Source organism: Buttiauxella cochleicola, from assembly GCF_021282405.1.
GTDB lineage: Bacteria > Pseudomonadota > Gammaproteobacteria > Enterobacterales > Enterobacteriaceae > Buttiauxella > Buttiauxella massiliensis.
The window spans coordinates 157,987-176,744 of the sequence record NZ_JAJSOU010000002.1 but is presented as its reverse complement, the minus strand read 5'-3'; the positions used below and the strand labels follow the sequence as shown (position 1 = coordinate 176,744).

General features: G+C 53.4%; 16 protein-coding genes. 6 read left to right on the top strand and 10 right to left on the bottom strand.

Annotated elements, in window-relative coordinates:
- Positions 1-85: 85 nt before the first annotated feature.
- Complete coding sequence (locus LVQ79_RS03110; RefSeq protein WP_154151125.1) at positions 86-1,105, bottom strand: LacI family DNA-binding transcriptional regulator; 1,020 nt, start codon at positions 1,103-1,105, stop codon at positions 86-88.
- A 176-nt stretch (positions 1,106-1,281) separates the two neighbouring features.
- Here LVQ79_RS03110 and LVQ79_RS03105 point away from each other — a divergent pair, with 176 nt between their 5' ends.
- Positions 1,282-1,821 carry an isochorismatase family protein gene (locus LVQ79_RS03105; protein WP_232863858.1) on the top strand — a complete coding sequence of 180 codons (540 nt, stop codon included), beginning with the start codon at positions 1,282-1,284 and terminating at the stop codon, positions 1,819-1,821.
- The gene (locus LVQ79_RS03100) at positions 1,821-2,738 is read left to right on the top strand and encodes a GlxA family transcriptional regulator (protein WP_232863857.1); all 918 of its coding nucleotides are present in this window, start codon (positions 1,821-1,823) and stop codon (positions 2,736-2,738) included. Before LVQ79_RS03105 ends, LVQ79_RS03100 begins: the two co-directional genes overlap by 1 nt.
- Here the strand turns inward: LVQ79_RS03100 and LVQ79_RS03095 are convergent.
- Positions 2,735-3,730, bottom strand: coding sequence for an acyltransferase (locus LVQ79_RS03095; RefSeq protein ID WP_232863856.1), 996 nt, complete (start codon positions 3,728-3,730; stop codon positions 2,735-2,737). The two genes, LVQ79_RS03100 and LVQ79_RS03095, sit on opposite strands and share 4 nt — an antisense overlap.
- Before the next feature lie 137 nt (positions 3,731-3,867).
- Here LVQ79_RS03095 and LVQ79_RS03090 point away from each other — a divergent pair, with 137 nt between their 5' ends.
- The 4 genes from LVQ79_RS03090 to tcp all read left to right on the top strand — a co-directional run bounded on the left by LVQ79_RS03090 (position 3,868) and on the right by tcp (position 9,262).
- On the top strand, positions 3,868-4,185 hold the full coding sequence (locus tag LVQ79_RS03090; protein ID WP_226812018.1) for a YsaB family lipoprotein: 318 nt from the start codon (positions 3,868-3,870) through the stop codon (positions 4,183-4,185).
- Positions 4,186-4,428: 243 nt separating this feature from the next.
- A complete protein-coding gene (gene glyQ / locus LVQ79_RS03085) occupies positions 4,429-5,355 on the top strand; it encodes a glycine--tRNA ligase subunit alpha (protein ID WP_232863855.1) in 927 nt (308 codons plus the stop codon).
- A 9-nt stretch (positions 5,356-5,364) separates the two neighbouring features.
- Positions 5,365-7,434 carry a glycine--tRNA ligase subunit beta gene (gene glyS / locus LVQ79_RS03080; RefSeq protein WP_232863854.1) on the top strand — a complete coding sequence of 690 codons (2,070 nt, stop codon included), beginning with the start codon at positions 5,365-5,367 and terminating at the stop codon, positions 7,432-7,434.
- A gap of 169 nt (positions 7,435-7,603) precedes the next feature.
- Positions 7,604-9,262, top strand: a complete 1,659-nt coding sequence (tcp, locus tag LVQ79_RS03075) for a methyl-accepting chemotaxis citrate transducer (protein WP_232863853.1) — start codon at positions 7,604-7,606, stop codon at positions 9,260-9,262.
- A 122-nt stretch (positions 9,263-9,384) separates the two neighbouring features.
- Here the strand turns inward: tcp and uspF are convergent, their stop codons facing one another.
- From uspF to LVQ79_RS03035, 8 genes are all read right to left on the bottom strand, one after another.
- Entirely contained in the window at positions 9,385-9,819 is a 435-nt protein-coding gene (gene uspF, locus LVQ79_RS03070) for a universal stress protein UspF (RefSeq protein ID WP_151993735.1), read from the bottom strand.
- A 204-nt stretch (positions 9,820-10,023) separates the two neighbouring features.
- The gene (locus LVQ79_RS03065; protein ID WP_151993734.1) at positions 10,024-10,314 is read right to left on the bottom strand and encodes an HTH-type transcriptional regulator; all 291 of its coding nucleotides are present in this window, start codon (positions 10,312-10,314) and stop codon (positions 10,024-10,026) included.
- Positions 10,315-10,572: 258 nt separating this feature from the next.
- Positions 10,573-11,955, bottom strand: a complete 1,383-nt coding sequence (locus tag LVQ79_RS03060) for an MFS transporter (protein WP_064514482.1) — start codon at positions 11,953-11,955, stop codon at positions 10,573-10,575.
- 255 nt (positions 11,956-12,210) lie between these two features.
- Positions 12,211-15,735 (bottom strand): 5-oxoprolinase/urea amidolyase family protein, encoded by a 3,525-nt coding sequence (locus tag LVQ79_RS03055; RefSeq protein WP_232863852.1) that lies wholly within the window; start codon positions 15,733-15,735, stop codon positions 12,211-12,213.
- Between the two features lie 78 nt (positions 15,736-15,813).
- On the bottom strand, positions 15,814-16,449 hold the full coding sequence (locus tag LVQ79_RS03050) for an urea amidolyase associated protein UAAP2 (protein ID WP_232863851.1): 636 nt from the start codon (positions 16,447-16,449) through the stop codon (positions 15,814-15,816).
- Positions 16,443-17,156: an urea amidolyase associated protein UAAP1 gene (locus LVQ79_RS03045; RefSeq protein WP_232863850.1), complete on the bottom strand. Its 714-nt coding sequence runs from the start codon at positions 17,154-17,156 to the stop codon at positions 16,443-16,445. Before LVQ79_RS03045 ends, LVQ79_RS03050 begins: the two co-directional genes overlap by 7 nt.
- A gap of 15 nt (positions 17,157-17,171) precedes the next feature.
- The gene (locus LVQ79_RS03040) at positions 17,172-17,936 is read right to left on the bottom strand and encodes an ABC transporter ATP-binding protein (protein ID WP_232863849.1); all 765 of its coding nucleotides are present in this window, start codon (positions 17,934-17,936) and stop codon (positions 17,172-17,174) included.
- 9 nt (positions 17,937-17,945) lie between these two features.
- Entirely contained in the window at positions 17,946-18,758 is an 813-nt protein-coding gene (locus LVQ79_RS03035) for an ABC transporter permease (RefSeq protein ID WP_232863848.1), read from the bottom strand.

Sequence of the window (18,758 nt, the reverse complement as noted above, 5' to 3'; positions counted from 1 at the left end):
ACTAATATAACTATTACGCTAGATGGAACCGGTTCCAAAGAAAAGCCAGCAGTGTCTAATTTATGATCGCTATCACGAACATTGATTAACGGGTGGTGGAGCCGCGAACGATTAATTCGCCAGAAAAGACCTGCTCATAAACGGTGTCACTACCGCCTTCGATACGCTTTACGACTTGCTCGAGAGCAGCGTAACCAATCTGCCAGGTCGGTTGTTTTAGCGTGGTGATGCCAACACCCGCAAGCTCTGCCCATTCGAGTTCATCAAACCCTAGTAGGCCAATATCGGAGCCCCAGTGCAGGCCGATACGCCGCAGGGAGCGGGCCACCTGAAGTGTGAGTGCACCGTTTGCGGAAATCACCGCTTTACGCATTCCCCGATGGCCGGAATGGAACTGGCGCAGCGTGTTATCCATCAAATCGGCTTCATGCAAAGGCACTTCGGCGTTTTCGGCGACAATACCAGGATAGCGTTTGAGCGTTGTGTGGAATGCTTGCAGACGTTCGCGGCGAGTGTTCACCGTGCCAAGTGGTTCGCTCAGAAATAGAATGGCTTCAAAACCCTGTTCTACAAGGTGCTCGGTTGCCGTGGTTGCAGCCTGAGTGTTATCCAGCCCGACCACATCGCAGGCAAAATCAGGGATTTTCCGATCGATAAGCACCATCGGTAGGGCGGATTGTTGCAGGCGATTTAACCCTTCTTCGCGCATACCTACGGCGTTCACTACGATGCCTTCCACCTGATAGCTATGCAGCAAATCCAGGTAATGTAGCTCCTGATCCACTTCGTTATTGGTGTTACAGACCAGCGGCGTAAAGCCTTTTTCACGGCAGGCCGCTTCTATGCCGCTTAGAACATCGACAGAGTAGGGGTTGGTGATATCGGCGATGATCAGGCCAATTAAGCGTGTGCGCCCACGTTTCAGGCCGCGAGCCATCTGGCTTGGACGGTAATCGAGTTCAGCAATGGCGGTTTCGATGCGCAAACGTAAGTCGTCAGACAGGACATTTTGCTCGCCGTTAAGATAGCGGGAAACACTGGTTTTACCGGTCTTTGCCGCTCTTGCGACGTCGCTTATCGTTGGGCGCGCTGCCTTGCTGATCATGGTTTTCTCCGAAAGGTTCAGGCTGGAGAGTAACACATTTTGCAGCTGAATCTGGCGGTGTGCATGGCTAAGCAGAAGATTGTCCTATATCACCCTCACTCTGTCCGTTTTTGGTATTAGCAACTACGCTAACCCTTGTCACAATGGGTTCATACCCAGTGATAAGGAGTCCGAAAATGTCCCGTTCCGCTCTGATTAATATCGACACGCAGCAATCTTTTTTCCATCGTGAATACTGGCAAGAAGATGACTTTCCGGCATTCCAGCAGGCGATTTTGCAACTGATTTCCGGCTGCCAGGATTTGAAAATACCGGTGGTGGATATCTTCCATGTTGATGATGAAGGCCCGTTCTCGCTGGCTTCCGGCTACGTTAAAGCGATGCCTTTCTTGCAGCACCACGCTGATGTCGCGTTCCAGAAACACGTACACAACGCGTTTACCGATACCGGCCTCGATCTGTGGCTGCGCCAGCGTGACATTAACCACCTGATTATCTGCGGTATTCGTACCGAACAATGTTGCGAAACCACCACGCGAGTGGCGTCCGATTTGGGTTATCGTGTTTCATTTGTTAGCGAAGCGATGCTCACCTTCCCGATGAGCTGGAAAGGGGTTACGCTGGATACGCAAACTCTGCGCCATCGCACGGAAACCGTGCTGGCAGGGCGTTTTGCGCAAATTCAAACCGTTGCCGAGTGCCTGGAGTCTTTATAGTGAGTATTGGGGTCTGGTTCGTTGTGTTGCCTGGTGTTCTGTCTCTTGACCTGAGCGGCCCTGCAGAAACGCTGGTGTTGGCAGGCGACGCTTTTCACCTGCATTTCATCGGCCCGGACCCACAAGTTACTACTTCCATTGGGCTCGATTTTTCCGGTATCGAACCGCTGTCAGAAAGTTTCCCGGCGGGCAGTTTGCTGGTGCTGCCTGGGGTTTGCGATTCAAACCGCTACTTCGACACGCCACAGGCCGAAGCGGTGCGCCGTTGGCTGACGCGCCTGCAACCGCAAATTCATAGCCAGCAACTCAACTTAATGTGCGTCTGTTCCGGTTCGCTGCTGGCTGCGAAAGCGGGGCTGATAAATGGCGTGCAATGCACCACCCACCACGATGTGCTGGCAAGATTGCGCGCAGCAGCGCCCACCGCGCAGGTGAAAGAAAACCGTATTTTTGTCGAAGACCGAGGCATCTGGACGAGTGCCGGAATTACCTCCGGGATTGATCTCTCGCTGCATCTGATTAACCGCTACTGCGGCCCGAAAGCCGCACTCGACGTGGCGCGTGAAATGGTGGTGTGGTTTCGCCGTTCGGGTGATGACCCGCAATTATCGCCCTGGCTGCGCTATCGCAACCACATCCACCCGGCCGTGCATCGAGCGCAGGATTTGTTGTCAGCCGCACCGGAATCGGCGTGGGATGTGCAGGAAATTGCCGACAAAGTTCACGTCAGCTCGCGCCATTTAGCGCGGCTTTTTCAGCAGCATTTAGGGATTTCGGTGCGGGATTATTTAGAACAGTTGCGCCTGGCGGTTGCCGAACAGCGTTTGTTGCAGGGGCAGCGCATGGAGCAGGCGGCCATAGCTGCTGGTTTTTCTTCGCCCCGCCAGTTGCACCGTGCCCGCGCCAGGAATGCTTAGCTCACCCATTTTCGCGTATCCAGCCGCTGTAATCCCATGGACAGCAGTAAACTTCCTGTGAGTGTTGCGCCGAAAATCCACAAAATGTCGAGGACCGGCGAGCTGGTTAGCTGATAACCGTGAGTGCGCAAGAAGTGAATAATTAACGCATGGAAGCCGTAAACCCCTAGCGAATGCTGAGAAATTAAAGCCAAACCCGGCAATGGCCTGTTATTAAGGCAGTTTTTTACCACGACCAATAAACTAATCGCGGCGATAAACACCAGCGGCCCGCAATAAACATAGAAAGTATCGGCAAAATTACCGTTCACTTCTAACTGGTGGCGCGTGCCGGTCGAAATCGAAAAAATACACAGCGCAAACAAGCCTGCTGCCAGCCCGCTAATCCAGCGCTTATCCGTTTCCAGCATGCCAATTGCTCGGCCCAGTAAGCCATACAGCACGTAATAAAACGTATCGCCGCGAATATATAAATTAATCGGCAGCCATTTCACCCCGCCCAGCGTCTGCGGTACGGTATTCGGGTTGGCGATTACGCCCAGCAAAACCATCAGCCCCAGAATCACCATCGCATTAACCTTTTTCACCTGAATCAACGGTGAAAGCAGGTATATCACCATGATCGCAAAGAAGAACCACAGGTGATAGAACACCGGTTTTTGCAGGATATACCGCAGCGAAAGCCCCGCGTTGATGGGGGTGAGCAACTTGATATAGATAAGCGCAACTATGCTGTAAAACAGCAAGCATGTGACGATACGCAAAAAGTGGCGTTGTTGTGCGCTGCGCTCACCAAAAAACAGATAACCTGAAATCATGAAAAACAGGGGAACGCTGACGCGAGAAGCAGAATTGAGTACGTTCGACAAATCCCAACTAAATGGCGTGACAATATTTGCGTTAGTGATGTACCAGGTTGTGGTGTGGATCATGACCACCATAAGGCACGCAATCCCGCGTAAATTATCAATCCAGTTAATTTTCTGCTGCATTCGTTCCTCTGGTGTTTTAAGCGGGTATTAATCTGAGTTTGCGTAAGCACCCTTGTAAGGTGTCATGCGGGTTTGCAGAATGCTCAATACCTGTTAATTATTGAATAACAGAAAAGATTTTAACTTACAGATAACTAATGATGATGCCAAAAATAAAAAATAGCCGCTGGGCTCTCGTTTTTTGCGTTCTGTTATTGAGCGCTTGCAGTACACCAGAGCAACAACCGCAATACGCGCAAGTCGCACAACACCCTATTGTTGAAGGTGATGCGATGATTGAAACCTGTCGGCAGGAAGCTGCATATCGTTATAACACCCGCGAGCAACAGATTAGCGTTGTCGATTTTAAGCAGTATCAGGGTAGTTATGAGATTCAAGGCAGCACTGTTCGCCGGGAAGGGTTTACCTGCTCATTCGACGAAAGTGGTCAATTCTTACACCTTTCGACGACATAAAGCCGCAACACAAGGCAAACAGCCGGATATTACGCGTGTATTCAGGCTGTATACATGCCCTCAACAGGTACACTCGTCACCCTTCAAGTTGCCTCTGCGTTGGCTGCCTTCACTCACCCCAGCCGCTTAGTCTACTAAGCTCCAGGGGATTCATTCAGTTGCCGTCTTGATGCAACTCGAATGGTTTTGAGTGTATACTGACCGCTTCCCTTTTTAACCCTCTCGAACGCGTGCGAAATCAACATGCAAAAGTTTGATACCAAGACCTTTCAAGGCCTGATCCTGACTTTACAGGACTACTGGGCGCGCCAGGGCTGCACCATTGTTCAACCTTTGGACATGGAAGTCGGCGCCGGCACCTCTCACCCAATGACCTGCCTACGGGCTTTAGGGCCAGAGCCGATGGCGACTGCATATGTGCAGCCATCTCGCCGTCCTACCGATGGCCGTTACGGTGAAAACCCGAACCGCTTACAGCACTACTATCAGTTCCAGGTGGTGATCAAGCCTTCTCCTGACAACATTCAGGAGCTGTACCTTGGGTCGCTTAAAGAGCTGGGTATGGACCCAACTATTCATGACATTCGCTTCGTAGAAGACAACTGGGAAAACCCAACGCTGGGTGCCTGGGGTCTGGGCTGGGAAGTGTGGCTCAACGGTATGGAAGTGACTCAGTTCACCTACTTCCAGCAAGTTGGCGGCCTGGAATGCAAACCGGTTACCGGTGAAATCACTTACGGTTTAGAGCGTCTGGCGATGTACATCCAGGGCGTGGATAGCGTTTACGATCTGGTCTGGAGCGATGGCCCGCTGGGTAAAACCACTTATGGCGACGTGTTCCATCAGAACGAAGTTGAGCAATCAACTTATAACTTCGAACACGCCGATGTGGATTTCCTGTTCTCCTGCTTCGAGCAGTATGAGAAAGAAGCGCAGCACCTGCTGGCGTTGGAAAACCCACTGCCACTGCCTGCTTACGAACGCATTCTGAAAGCTGCGCACAGCTTTAACCTGCTTGATGCCCGTAAGGCCATCTCGGTTACCGAACGCCAGCGCTACATTCTGCGTATTCGTACTCTGACTAAAGCCGTGGCCGAAGCCTATTACGCTTCTCGTGAAGCGCTTGGCTTCCCGATGTGCAATAAGAAGCTAAATTTAGAAAACGAATAAGAGGCTGCCATGTCTGAAAAAACTTTTTTGGTGGAGATTGGCACTGAAGAGCTGCCACCAAAAGCCCTGCGCAGCCTGGCGGAATCCTTTGCTGCAAACGTTACTGCGGAACTGGATGCGGCTAACCTCGCTCACGGCGAAGTAAAATGGTTTGCAGCCCCACGCCGTCTGGCCCTGAAAATTTCTAATCTGGCGGAGTCTCAGCCTGACCGTGAAGTTGAAAAACGTGGCCCGGCTATCTCTGCGGCATTTGACGCAGAAGGCAAACCAAGCAAAGCCGCTGAAGGCTGGGCTCGTGGTTGTGGCATCACCGTTGATCAGGCTGAACGTCTGGCGACCGACAAAGGCGAATGGCTGCTGTACCGTGCGCACGTTAAAGGTGAAAGCGCGCAAGCCCTTCTGCCTGCGATGATTGCCACCGCGCTGACCAAATTGCCGATTCCAAAACTGATGCGTTGGGGCGATAACAACACCCAATTCGTGCGTCCGGTTCACACTGTGACCCTGCTGTTGGGTGACGAAGTGATTCCAGCGAACATTCTGGGTATCGCATCTGACCGTGTGATTCGTGGCCACCGCTTTATGGGCGAGCCAGAATTCACCATCGACAATGCCGATCAATACCCTGAAATTCTGTTCACCCGCGGCAAAGTCATTGCCGACTACGAGCAGCGTAAAGCGGTTATCAAAGAAGGCGCTGAAGAAGCGGCTCGCAAGATTGGCGGCAACGCTGACCTGAGCGAAAGCCTGCTTGAAGAAGTGACTTCTCTGGTGGAATGGCCGGTGGTTCTGACCGCGAAATTCGAAGAGAAATTCCTCGCCGTTCCTGCGGAAGCGCTGGTTCACACCATGAAAGGTGACCAGAAGTACTTCCCGGTTTACGCCAACGACGGCAAATTGCTGCCGAACTTTATCTTTGTTGCCAACATCGAGTCGAAAGACCCGATTCAGATTATCTCTGGTAACGAGAAAGTTGTACGTCCGCGCCTGGCAGATGCCGAGTTCTTCTTCAACAGCGACCGTAAAAAGCGTCTCGAAGATAACTTGCCGCGTCTGGAAACCGTTCTGTTCCAGCAACAGCTCGGTACGCTGCGCGACAAAACTAACCGCATCGAAGCCCTTTCAGGCTGGATTGCTGGCCAGATTGGCGCAGACGTAAACCACGCAACGCGCGCCGGTTTACTGTCTAAATGCGACCTGATGACCAACATGGTGTTCGAGTTTACCGACACCCAGGGCGTGATGGGCATGCACTATGCGCGTCACGACGGCGAAGCCGAAGACGTTGCTGTTGCGCTCAACGAGCAGTATCAGCCGCGCTTTGCGGGTGATGCACTGCCGTCTAACCTGGTGGCCTGTGCTGTGGCAATCGCCGATAAAATGGATACCCTCGCGGGCATCTTCGGCATTGGCCAGCATCCGAAAGGCGACAAAGACCCGTTTGCTCTGCGTCGTGCAGCCCTTGGTGTTCTGCGTATCATCGTTGAGAAAAACCTGCCGCTTGATCTGCAAACTCTGACCGAAGAGGCCGTGCGTCTTTACGGTGATAAGCTGACCAACCAGAAGGTTACCGACGAAGTCATCGACTTTATGCTGGGCCGTTTCCGCGCCTGGTATCAGGAAGAAGGCCACAGCGTGGATACCATCCAGGCCGTGCTGGCGCGTCGTCCAACTAAACCTGCTGATTTCGATGCGCGCATGAAAGCGGTTTCGCACTTCCGTACCCTGGAAGCAGCGTCAGCTTTGGCCGCTGCGAACAAGCGTGTTTCCAACATTCTGGCGAAGTCAGACGAAACGCTGCAAGACCACGTGCGTGCTTCGGTTCTGAAAGAAGCGGAAGAAATGGATCTCGCCCGTCAGTTGGTTATCCTGCGCGATAAACTGGAGCCATTCTTCGCTGAAGGCCGCTACCAGGAAGCGTTAGTAGAACTGGCTGCGCTGCGTGAACCGGTCGATAAATTCTTCGACAAAGTGATGGTTAACGCAGAAGACAAAGAGCTGCGTATTAACCGCCTGACGCTGCTTTCCAAACTGCGTGAGCTGTTCTTGCAGGTTGCGGATATTTCTCTGCTGCAATAAGTTCTCTGCTGTTTTAACGAACCCGCTCCGGCGGGTTTTTTTTCGCCAACTATTTACTCTTTCTTATCAATGTACTAGCAGTCGACCCACGTCTGGGTGTCTAAAGTAAAAATTAGCAAAACCGATAATGAATAAAAGAACATTCATTCCTACAGGCGCGCTACACATAATGAAAAATATCAAAGTTATAACGGGGATCATCATCACGCTGAGCATTTTCAGCGTGTTATTGCTGGTCACCGGCTCGCTGTATTACTCCTCTGTTAGTAACGACCGGCAGAACTTCCAGAACACCGGGCTTCTAAACTATCAACAACAGCAATTAGGCGGCAGTTTCCAGACGCTGGTGCAAACACGTGTCACCATCAACCGGGTCGCCATTCGGATGCTGAAAAATCAGCGAGATCCTGCGGCACTGGAAGCCATGAATAAGCTACTGGCGGGTGCGACGCTCTCACTTAGTGACGCAGAGAAATACTTTAGAAATTATAAAGAATCACCGCATGTTGAAGGCCAGGATGAGTCCATCGACAACCAGGCCGAGGTGCGTTACCAGAAAATGTACGAGGTGCTGAAACAATCTATCGAGTTCTTGCGTGCGGATAACTACGAAGCCTACGGAAACCTCGAAGCACAGCAGGCGCAGGACGACATGAAAGCGGTTTATGACCAATGGCTGACACAGAACACTGCGCTGCTACAGGCGGCGAGTGAAGAAAACCAGCGCAGCTTCACCAATATGCAGTGGACGCTTGGGACGATTCTGCTGATTGTGATTGCGGTAATCGTATTGATTTGGTTGGGTTTACAACGTGTACTGCTGCGCCCATTACAAGGCGTGATGGAGCATATTAGCGCCATTTCGGAAGGCGATCTGACTCGTCGCATTGATGCCGAAGGGCGTAGTGAGATGAGCAAACTTGCGGCTGGTCTGAATGCTATGCAGCAATCTCTGGTTCGTACCGTAAGCACAGTGCGTGACAACGCTGATTCTATCTACACTGGGGCGAGTGAAATCTCGGCTGGCAGCAGCGATCTGTCATCCCGAACTGAACAGCAAGCGGCCTCTTTGGAAGAGACTGCCGCCAGTATGGAACAGCTTACCGCTACGGTGAAACAGAACACCGACAACGCACGCCAGGCGACACATCTTGCGAAGAACGCCTCGGATACTGCGTTAAAAGGTGGTCGAGTGGTGGACAGCGTGGTTAACACCATGAACGAAATTGCTGAAAGCTCTGAGAAAATTGTTGATATCACCAGCGTTATCGATGGTATTGCGTTCCAGACCAATATTCTGGCGCTAAATGCGGCAGTAGAAGCGGCTCGTGCGGGTGAGCAGGGACGTGGTTTTGCCGTGGTGGCAGGGGAAGTCCGAACGCTTGCTAGCCGTAGTGCCCAGGCCGCAAAAGAGATTAAGGTGCTGATTGAGAACTCGGTTTCCCGAATTGATACCGGTTCAAATCAGGTTCGTGAGGCTGGCGATACGATGAAGGAAATTGTCTCGGCTGTGACCCGTGTTACTGACATTATGAGCGAGATTTCATCGGCATCTGATGAGCAGAGCAAGGGTATCGAACAGGTGGCGCAGGCGGTTTCAGAAATGGACAGTGTGACTCAGCAAAACGCCTCGCTGGTGGAAGAATCGGCTGCCGCCGCGTCTGCACTGGAAGACCAGGCCCGCCAGTTGCGCCAGGCTGTAGCCGTGTTCCGAATAGAGCAAAATTCCAGGCAAGAAATTATACCTCCAGCCCGAGCACCACGTATAAAACCAACATCGTTGAAGCCGCAACCTGCAAGCTCTGATGCAAATTGGGAAACGTTCTGAGCCGCGCCATAAACGACAAACACCGGGACTTGGTTCCCGAAGGGATGCCAAACCCGGTGGTCGCCCCAAATACCTTGCTCTTAAACTAATGGCGTTAGCCCTATACGGGGTTTTTTAATGCTTCAGCGAACCACGAGTACTGAGCATTTTGCATGGCGAACTACGGCGGCGGCGTTTGAGCCAAGAAGATAGGTAGACATGCTTGGGCGGTGGGAGGCCAGAATAATCACATCGGCGTCAATGTCATCGGCCAGTTGGAGAATATGATCTTTCGGCGAACCGCTCAGAACATGCTTTTCAATCCGATCTTCAGGCAGGTTAAATTTAGCCACTATTTCGCTCAGCGATTCCATGGCGGCAGCTTCCCTTTCCCTAGCATCTGGTGCAATCGAGGTATAGCCCAGGCCGTAAGCGGCAAAATAGGTATAGTCAGGGATGACGGCCAGGAAGTGGATCGTGGCATCGTCCTGCTTTGCATACCCTTCTACATGGGGGATAACCTGCTGTGTCAGCTCAGTTTCGGAAATATCGATAGGAACCAGGATTTTCTTAGACATACAACCTCCTTTTGCTTTACGTGTTAATAACCCTCTTTAAGTTATGGATTAGATTTGTGATTACGGGAGTGACACAGGTCAGATTTTCGAGCATTGCCGTTTCGTTTCATACTATTTACGTAGCTTTCAAAACGACAAACCCCGCTCAGGCGGGGTTTTGGTTAACAATTTTGGGACAAGGCAATCAGGGTACAAAGTACAAAATCATTCCATCAACTGCTTACTGATCGTCGGATTCGCCTGCATTAAGCGCATCAACTTCAGCTCGGTATTGGAGGGTCTGAGTCGTTTTGATTCCCACTCCTGTACCATTGAAACACTCACACCCATTGCGCGGGCGAAATCATCAATCTTAAGCCCGGTACTTTTTCTAAGTTGTTCAAATTCAGAAAATGCATTGGGCTTATCATTAAGTGCCATCGTTTGATGCTTATCTTTAAAAACAATCTGCTCAAGGTTACTTAGCAGCTCAAACATTGGATCTTTGTATTCCATCGAGAACTCCTCATAAATCACACATCGACCTCGTGAACGGTAAGAAGCCTATTAAGAGTAGTTGGAAAAAAAGCGTGCCGATGGTTTTCAGGCTAACTATTTTCTTGCAGCGTCAGGCTTATGCGTTTCAGCAAAAAAACTAAGCGGTATAACGAATTGAAAAGCCTGTGATGAGCGGGCTTGAGTATAAATTTGTAAATGGTTATGCATTTTACGCAAAACGGCGGGACTGGCCCGCCGTGCTTATAGATTTTTCCATCATGCTTTTTGCGTAACTTTATCCAGCTCGTGGTTATTGGCGCGGTTCTCTGCCAATGTGCGCTGGCCCGCCCAGGATTTCACCATCAACGCGGTGGCGGAAAGTAGTGCCGGAATTGCCAGTAGCATGAAAATGGTTTTGAACGACAGCTCGGCCTGCATCAGGAATGCGCCACTAAACGCCCCAAGAATCCCGCCGAAACGCCCCAGCCCTAACATCCACGCCACGCCAGTCGCACGCCCTTGCGTGGGGTAAAAACCTGCCGCTAGCGCAGGCATCGACGATTGTGCGCCATTCATAATAGTGCCTGCGATAAACACCATCACGCCCATCAGCACCAGGCTAGAGGTGGAGAAACCGACCAGGCAGACGAACAGGCCCGTCAGCAAATATCCCACCGCGACGACTTTATTCGGGTTCAGCTTGTCCATCAGTGCACCAATAATCAGCACGCCAATGCCGCCGCCGAGCGGGAACAGCGCAGTGATAATCGACGCCTGACTGAGTGTCGCGCCGGTTTCACGAATCAGCAGCGGCAGCCAACTGGTCAGGAGATAGAAAATCAGCAGGCCCATAAAATAGGTCAGGCACAGCATTAAGGTTCCCACCAGATAACGTGGCGAGAAAATCACGCCCAGCGCGGTTTTATCTTTGATATGGCCGCCGACTTCGTTCAGCACGAAGCGCAGGTTTTCACCTGACGGCAGCGGGGCAATGCGTCGCAAAATCGTGGCGATATCTTTCTGCGGTTTGTTCTTCACCACCAGATAACGTGCGGATTCCGGCAGCCAAATCATCAGCACCACAGAAAGAATGAGTGGCATCACGCCGCCCAGCACCAGTACGCTCTGCCAGCCGTAATGCGGGATCATCCATGCGGAGACAAAGCCACCCATTGAAGAACCAATCGGGAAGCCGACAAACATCAGGTTCACCAGCAGTGCGCGTTTACGTTCCGGTGCATATTCTGACATCAGTGTTGCTGCGTTTGGCATTGCCGCACCCAGACCAAGCCCGGTGAGGAAACGCAGGAGAGCGAGTGATGTCAGACTGGTAGCAAATGCTGTCAGCAGGCTAAAACCTCCGAATACCAGAATCGACAGCACCAACACTTTTTTGCGCCCGATGCGGTCAGCCATTGGCCCAGCGGTTAACGCACCCACCGCCAATCCGACCAATGCCGCACTCATCACCGGGCCAAGGTCAGATTTCTGCACGCCCCATTCCTGCACCAGATCAGAGGCGATAAAACCAATAATCGCGGTATCGAAGCCGTCCAACGCCACCGTAATGAAACAGAGGATAAGGATCATCCACTGATATCTGGAAAACTTATTATTGTTAATAAATGCCTGAATATCTGTCGTTGTTGTCTTTGTCATAAGGCACGTCCTGAAGGATGCTGAGGTGTTCGATTATCGAACAATAATTCGTTAATCGTTCGTTAAATCAAACCACTCAGCAGGCTATTGGGCAATCATCCGGCAGGTGTTTGTGTGCGATTATCGTACTGATTACGTAGGTGTCAGCAGAGCGAGTCAAATTAAGCTTTAAATATTAATGGGTTGAAATGAGATTTCCGGCGACAGGATGTCACCGGATTTGTGAGGGGCTTAACAATCAAGCAACATTTACTTTTATGCTGCGGTTTCAATCACCATTAACAATTGCCCGGCATGAACCTGGTGGCCCTGCTGGCGCTGGAAGGTGCGAATAACGCCATCAACCGGCGAGGTAATCGGGATTTCCATCTTCATCGACTCCAGAATGCCAATGGTTTGCCCGGCTTTCACCTGCTCGCCTGGCTCAACCAGCCATTGCCACACGCTCCCGGCGACCTGGCTTTCCACACCGCAACAGGAGTCGGGAATGAACTCGTCGTTGGTCGGCGTTTCATCAAGTGCGCTGTCAAATGTGAATTGCCCCTCCGCCCGCCAGCGCGCCAGTTCTTCATCAAACGCGTGTTGGCGTTGCTGCTGGAAGGTGTCGATAGTTTCGGCTTCTTGCTCAAGCATTTGCTGATACGCATCGAGGCTAAATTCCCCGTCCTCAATGCGCAGCGGATAGTCGCCCCACGGGAAACGCTCGCGGATTTCCAGCAGCTCTTCGGCACTGACTTCGTAAAAGCGAATCTGGTCGAAAAAGCGCAGCAGCCACGGTTTCGTGAACACTTCGGTCTGGCGGTCGCGGTTCCACATTTGCAGGGTTCGCCCGATAAACTGATAGCCGCCAGGACCTTCCATACCGTAAACGCACATATAAGCGCCACCGATTCCCACGGAGTTTTCCGCAGTCCAGGTGCGTGCCGGGTTGTATTTGGTGGTGACCAGGCGGTGGCGTGGGTCAAGCGGTGTGGCAACGGGCGCGCCCAGGTAAACATCCCCCAAACCCATCACTAAATAGCTGGCGTCAAAGACGATTTTTTTCACCTCTTCAATGGAATCCAGCCCGTTAATTCGGCGAATAAACTCGATATTGCTCGGGCACCACGGCGCTCCGGGGCGAACCGACTGGGTGTAGCGAGTTATCGCTTCGCGGCAGGCGGCATCGTCCCAGCTCAGTGGTAGCCAGACGGTGCGCGACGGCACTTTGGCGTTTTGCAAATCGCCCAGCGCGTGATCGGCGGCAATAATCGTTTCCAGCAATCGCTGGCGCGGGCAACGGTGATTGTCGAAATGAATTTGTAGCGAACGAATGCCTGGCGTCAGTTCCAGGCGGCCTTCCTGCGGATGTGCTTCCAGCCGCTGCATCAGCGCGTGGACGCGAAAACGCAGCGCGATATCCAGCACTTGCTCGCCGTATTCCACCAGTAAAAAGCGGTCCCCCGCCGCGCGGATGGTGACAGACGGCATGCCGTTGTTGGCGGGATCGTGGTAGAGGATTGGCGATTGAGCTGGGCGGTCATCAAGACTCACCGCTACAAACTCAATTGTATCCCCGGCCTTAAGCTGCCCCAACTTCCACAAATCGTCACTCATCACCGTCGCCGGGCAGACAAATCCGCCGAGCGACGGGCCGTCCGGGCCGAGGATCACCGGCATGTCGCCGGTAAAATCCACGGTGCCGAAAGCGTAGGCGTTGTCGTGAATATTTGACGGGTGCATTCCCGCCTCACCGCCATCGCTGCGTGCCCAGGTCGGTTTTGGGCCAATCAGGCGAATACCGGTGCGGCTGGAGTTGTAATGCACCTGCCAGCGGGCGGCAAAAAATTCCTCAATATCTTGCTCGGTGAAAAACTCCGGTGCGCCGTGCGGGCCGTAAACCACGCGCAGTTGCCAGTTATTGCTGAGCTGTGGGTAATCTTCTGCGGATAACGACGCGGCGTTGCGGTGCTCGGCGGCGGCAAGATGCAGCACATCTCCTGCACGCAGCGCGCGCCCGGCGTGACCACCAAATTTACCCAGCGTAAAGGTGCTGCGGCTGCCGAGATATTCCGGGCAATTCAGCCCGCCGGCCAGCAGCAAATAGCTGCGGCAACCCGCGCCGATAATATCGCCGAGCGTTAAAACTTGCCCCGCGTTGGCATTGACGACCACACCCGTTGAAACCGTTTTATCATCCAGCTTTGCGGCAATTTCAGCCCCGGTTAGCACGAATGCACACGGTTGATTAAAGCGCAGCGTCGGGCCGCGTAAGGTGATTTCCAGGCCTGCGGCTTGCGCGTCGTTCCCCAACAATTTATTGCCGACGGTAAAGGCGCGGTTGTCGAACGGGCCGGAAGGCGGCACGCCGACATGCCAGTAACCGCTGCGCCCCGGTGCATCCTGAATGGTGGTCATGGTACCGCCGGTCAACACATCCAGCGTCGCAGGTTGCCAGTTCACCTTGCCGAGCGTGGCGGTAATCACTCGCCCTTGCTGCACTTCTGGCAAAGTCAGCAAATATCGCAGCCAGTTTAGGTTGGTTTCGATGCCATACAGCGACGTTTGCTGCAAAGCGTTTGCAAGCGAAGAAAGCGCCTGCTCGCGAGAATCCGCATGAACAATGACTTTTGCCAGCATCGGGTCATAAAATGGTGACACTTCACAGCCCGTCGCCAGCCAGTGATCGACGCGAAGCGTTGCGCCGTCAACCTCTGGCGGGAATATCACCTCGCTTAACAGCCCGGCCACCGGCTGGAAGTTCTTCGCTGGATCTTCGGCATACACGCGCACCTGAATCGCATGGCCCTGCGGCGAAGTGCGCAAAGTTTCGAGTGCGGGCAGCTCATTTGCACCCAACGCCACCATCCAGCTCACAATATCCACGCCATAAACCATCTCGGTCACGCCATGTTCCACCTGCAAACGCGTGTTGACTTCGAGGAACCAGAACTGCTCGCTGATGTCGTCGTAAACGTATTCCACCGTTCCGGCGCTGCGATAATTCACCGCGCTGCAAAGCTCGACCGCCGTGCGGTGCAGGGCACTGCGGGTCGCGTCAGACAAGCGTGGTGCGGGAGTTTCTTCAATGACTTTTTGGTTGCGGCGCTGTGCTGAACAATCGCGTTCGCCCAGTGCGATAACGTTGCCCGCTCCGTCACCAAAGACCTGCACTTCGATATGGCGAGCGTGGGCGATAAATTTCTCTAAAAAGACGCCATCGTCGGAGAAGTTGTTGCCTGCGAGGCGTTTTACGCGAGTAAATGCTTCTTTCAATGCGGATGCGTTGTCGCAACACTGCATACCAATTCCGCCGCCGCCCGCCGTGCTTTTCAGCATCACCGGATAGCCGATGCGGTTTGCTTCTTCCAGTGCGACATCCAGCGAAGTCAACAGGCCGCTACCGGAAAGCAGCGGAACATGGTTCAACTCTGCCAGTTCACGGGCGCGATGTTTAAGGCCGAAAGCCGCCATTTGTTCAACGGTGGGGCCAAGGAACACGATATTTTCACTGTCGCAGCGCTCGACAAAACTGGCGTTTTCACTCAAAAAACCGTAACCCGGATGCACTGCTTCTGCGCCACATTCTTTGAGGATCGCAAACAGTTTGTCCTGGTTGAGGTACGTTTCGCGCACGTTGCCGTCGCCTAAAGAGAAGGCGAGATCGGCCTGGCGCACGTGTTGGGAGTGTTTGTCGGCTTCGGCATAAACCGCAATCGCGGTGATGCCCATTTGCTTGAGGGTGCGGATGATACGCACCGCAATCGCGCCACGGTTGGCAATCAAGACTCGTTTAAACATAGCGGTTTCTCAGGCTCGCAGGTCGTCCTGCTGTCAATTCGGGCGCTGGAGTGCGGGCCGTCCCGCAGCGCTAAATGATTACCAGACGGCGACTTCAATCGGCGTTGGGTTGTAACCGTTGCAAGGGTTGTTGAGCTGCGGGCAGTTGGAGATCAGCACCAGAACATTCATTTTCGCCACCAGTTCGACGTATTTCCCCGGTGCTGAAATGCCATCGGCAAACTGCAATCCGCCTTCTTGAGTGACCGGCACGTTCATAAAGAAATTGATGTTGTGGGTGATGTCGCGGCGCGTCAGGCCATATTCCGGGTGCTGCGCCACGGCGAGCAGCCAGCTGTCGCGGCAGGCGTGCATATGGCGTTTTTCTAATGAGTAACGCACGGTGTTGCTTTCGGTGGCGCAGGCACCGCCGAGAGTGTCGTGGCGGCCACAGGTATCGGCCACAATTTCCAGCATCGGGCGGTCTTCGTTCGAGCGCAAAACGCTGCCACTGGTGAGGAAAACGTTGCGCTGGCCGCGCAGTGTGTCGGTTACGCTATAGCGTTCGGCGGTGTCGTCAGCGTTATAAAACAGGGTATCTGCCGCCTGGTTGCCTTCCAGATCGGTGATGCGCAGTGTCTGGCCTTCTTGCAGGCGATAAACCCAGTAATCACCGGCGTTTACCGTGGCTTTGAGCTGGGCAGTTTCTGTATGGCGTGGGCTTTCAGTCAGCATCCGCAGGCTCCTTCAGTCAGGATATAAAGTTCGTTGTTATGCAGGCCACGGCAGTTTTCTTCACGTTGCAGGCAGATTTCCGGCAGTGGCTGGCGGGTGGCGTCCAGTTGAATGCCGAGCGCCTGGCGCGGGTAAGTCATTGCCTCGTTCAACGGATGCGGGCAGGTATGCAGAATCACTAAGGTGTCCATCGCAAAACGCAGCGTGACAGTTGCGCCCGCAAGGCCCTGTTGTTCCAGTTTTAAATCGCCTTCGTCGCTGGCGGTGACTTTGGCGAAAAAGTTGATATTGGCCGCCATGTCTCGCTTGCCGAGGCCATATTTCGCCAATTCAATCAGGAAGCTGTCGTAGCCGTTTTGATGGCGTTCATTGCGAGCTTGCTGGTAATCCAGTGCGCCAAATTGCTCCGCGATTTGCGCTGAGTTGCTGCTGCCGCAGACGGTTTCATGCCAGCCGAAAATGTCTTGTTCGATTCCGCAGAAAATGCGCCCCATATCGGAATACAGGCAGTGCCCTGCGGTGAGGCGGAAGGTGTGCTGGCATTTCAGGGTGTCCGGCGCGTTATAGCGCTCCAGCAGGTTTTCCGGGTTGTAGAACAGAGCTGCGGCGTTCACACCACCGTCGATGTCGGTGAGGGTGAGCGCGGTGCCACGGCGCATGATCAGCGACCAGTGGCTGCCCGCGGGGAGTTCGGTTTGGTAGGTCATGTTTGGCTCCTTAGTTCAGGCGACTTTACGTTCGGGTTCGGCATCCACCGCGCTGGCGGGTTTCTTATCAAGTGGGATATCGTAGGTAATGCTCGCACCCCAGCGGTCCGGTGCTTGCGGGTCGTGACGCACTTTGTCGAACACCCACAGACGTGAACCGAGCGAAAATCCCTCATTCAGGTCATGCGTAATCATGAAAATGGTCAGGCGGTGGCGCTCCCACAAATCGCTTATCAGCAAGTGCATTTCGTTGCGAATGCCGGGGTCGAGTGCGCCAAAAGGCTCATCAAGCAGCAGAATGCGTGGCTGTTTCATCAATGCCTGAGCCAGCGCCAGGCGCTGCTGCATACCGCCAGAAAGTTGGTGCGGGTATTTGTTTTGTGCGGGTAGTAAGCCGACTTGATCGAGCATGGCGCGGGCGCGTTCACGAATTCCCCGGCGTTTCTTGCCCCATACACGGCCCAACCAGCGAGCGGTGCTGAACTCCTCCGCCAGCATCACATTGCCAATTACGGTGAGGTGCGGAAACACCGAGTAGCGCTGGAAAACCACGCCACGCTGAGCATCCGGTTCTTGTGAGATAGGTCTTCCATCCAGCAAAAATTCGCCTTTGGTGGCTGATTCAGTGCCGAGCAGCATTTTCAGAAAGGTAGTTTTCCCGCAGCCTGAAGCGCCGACAATCGAGACAAACTCGCCTTCTTCCACCCTGACATTCAGCCGTTCCAGCACCACCTGGTCACCGTAGTGCTTTTCGATATTTTTCAGTTCGAGCAACGCCATAGCGCCTCCTTATTTTGCGTAATACCACGGGAAGCAGCGGCGATTAACCACGCGCAGCAGCAGGTCGAGTGTGAAAGCCAGCAGCGTAATCCACGCCACGTACGGCAAAATTACGTCCATCGCCATATAACGGCGCATCAGGAAGATGCGGTAACCCAGCCCTTCGGTGGCGGCAATCGCTTCGGCGGCAATCAGGAACAGCCAGGCGGAACACAGCGACAAACGCACCGCATCAATCAGGCGTGGCAACAGTTGTGGCAGAACGACGCGCCAGAGAATTTGTGCACTGTGGCCGCCCAGCGTCTGGGCTTTCACCATTTGTTCGTGGGGAATCGCCTGCACCTGGAGCTGTAAATCGCGCACGATAAACGGCGTAATGCCGATGACAATCAGCACCACTTTTGACACTTCTCCCAAACCAAATGTGATGAAAAGAATCGGTAAAATCGCCAGCGGTGGGACCAGCGCTATCAGGGTAATCAGCGGTGAAAGCACCGAACGCACAACTGGCAGCGCCCCGCAAAACAGGCCAAAAATCAGCGCCAGAAATGCGCTTAGCCCCACGCCGACCAGAAGGCGAAGCAGGCTTGCCGCACTGTCCGTCCAGAACAGATATTCCCCGGTACGCGGGCTTGGCGTGAACGCCATGCGGTCGATAGCCGCCCACATCGCATCAAACCCCGGCAGCAGTTTGTCGTAACTGTTGGCGGCGAGGCGGGCATCAGACGACACCAGATAGAAGAAAATCAGCGCGACTAACGGCAGGGCGCCCATCAGCACTCGGGTCATTGGCTGAGGGTGATAGTTAATGATTTTGCGCAT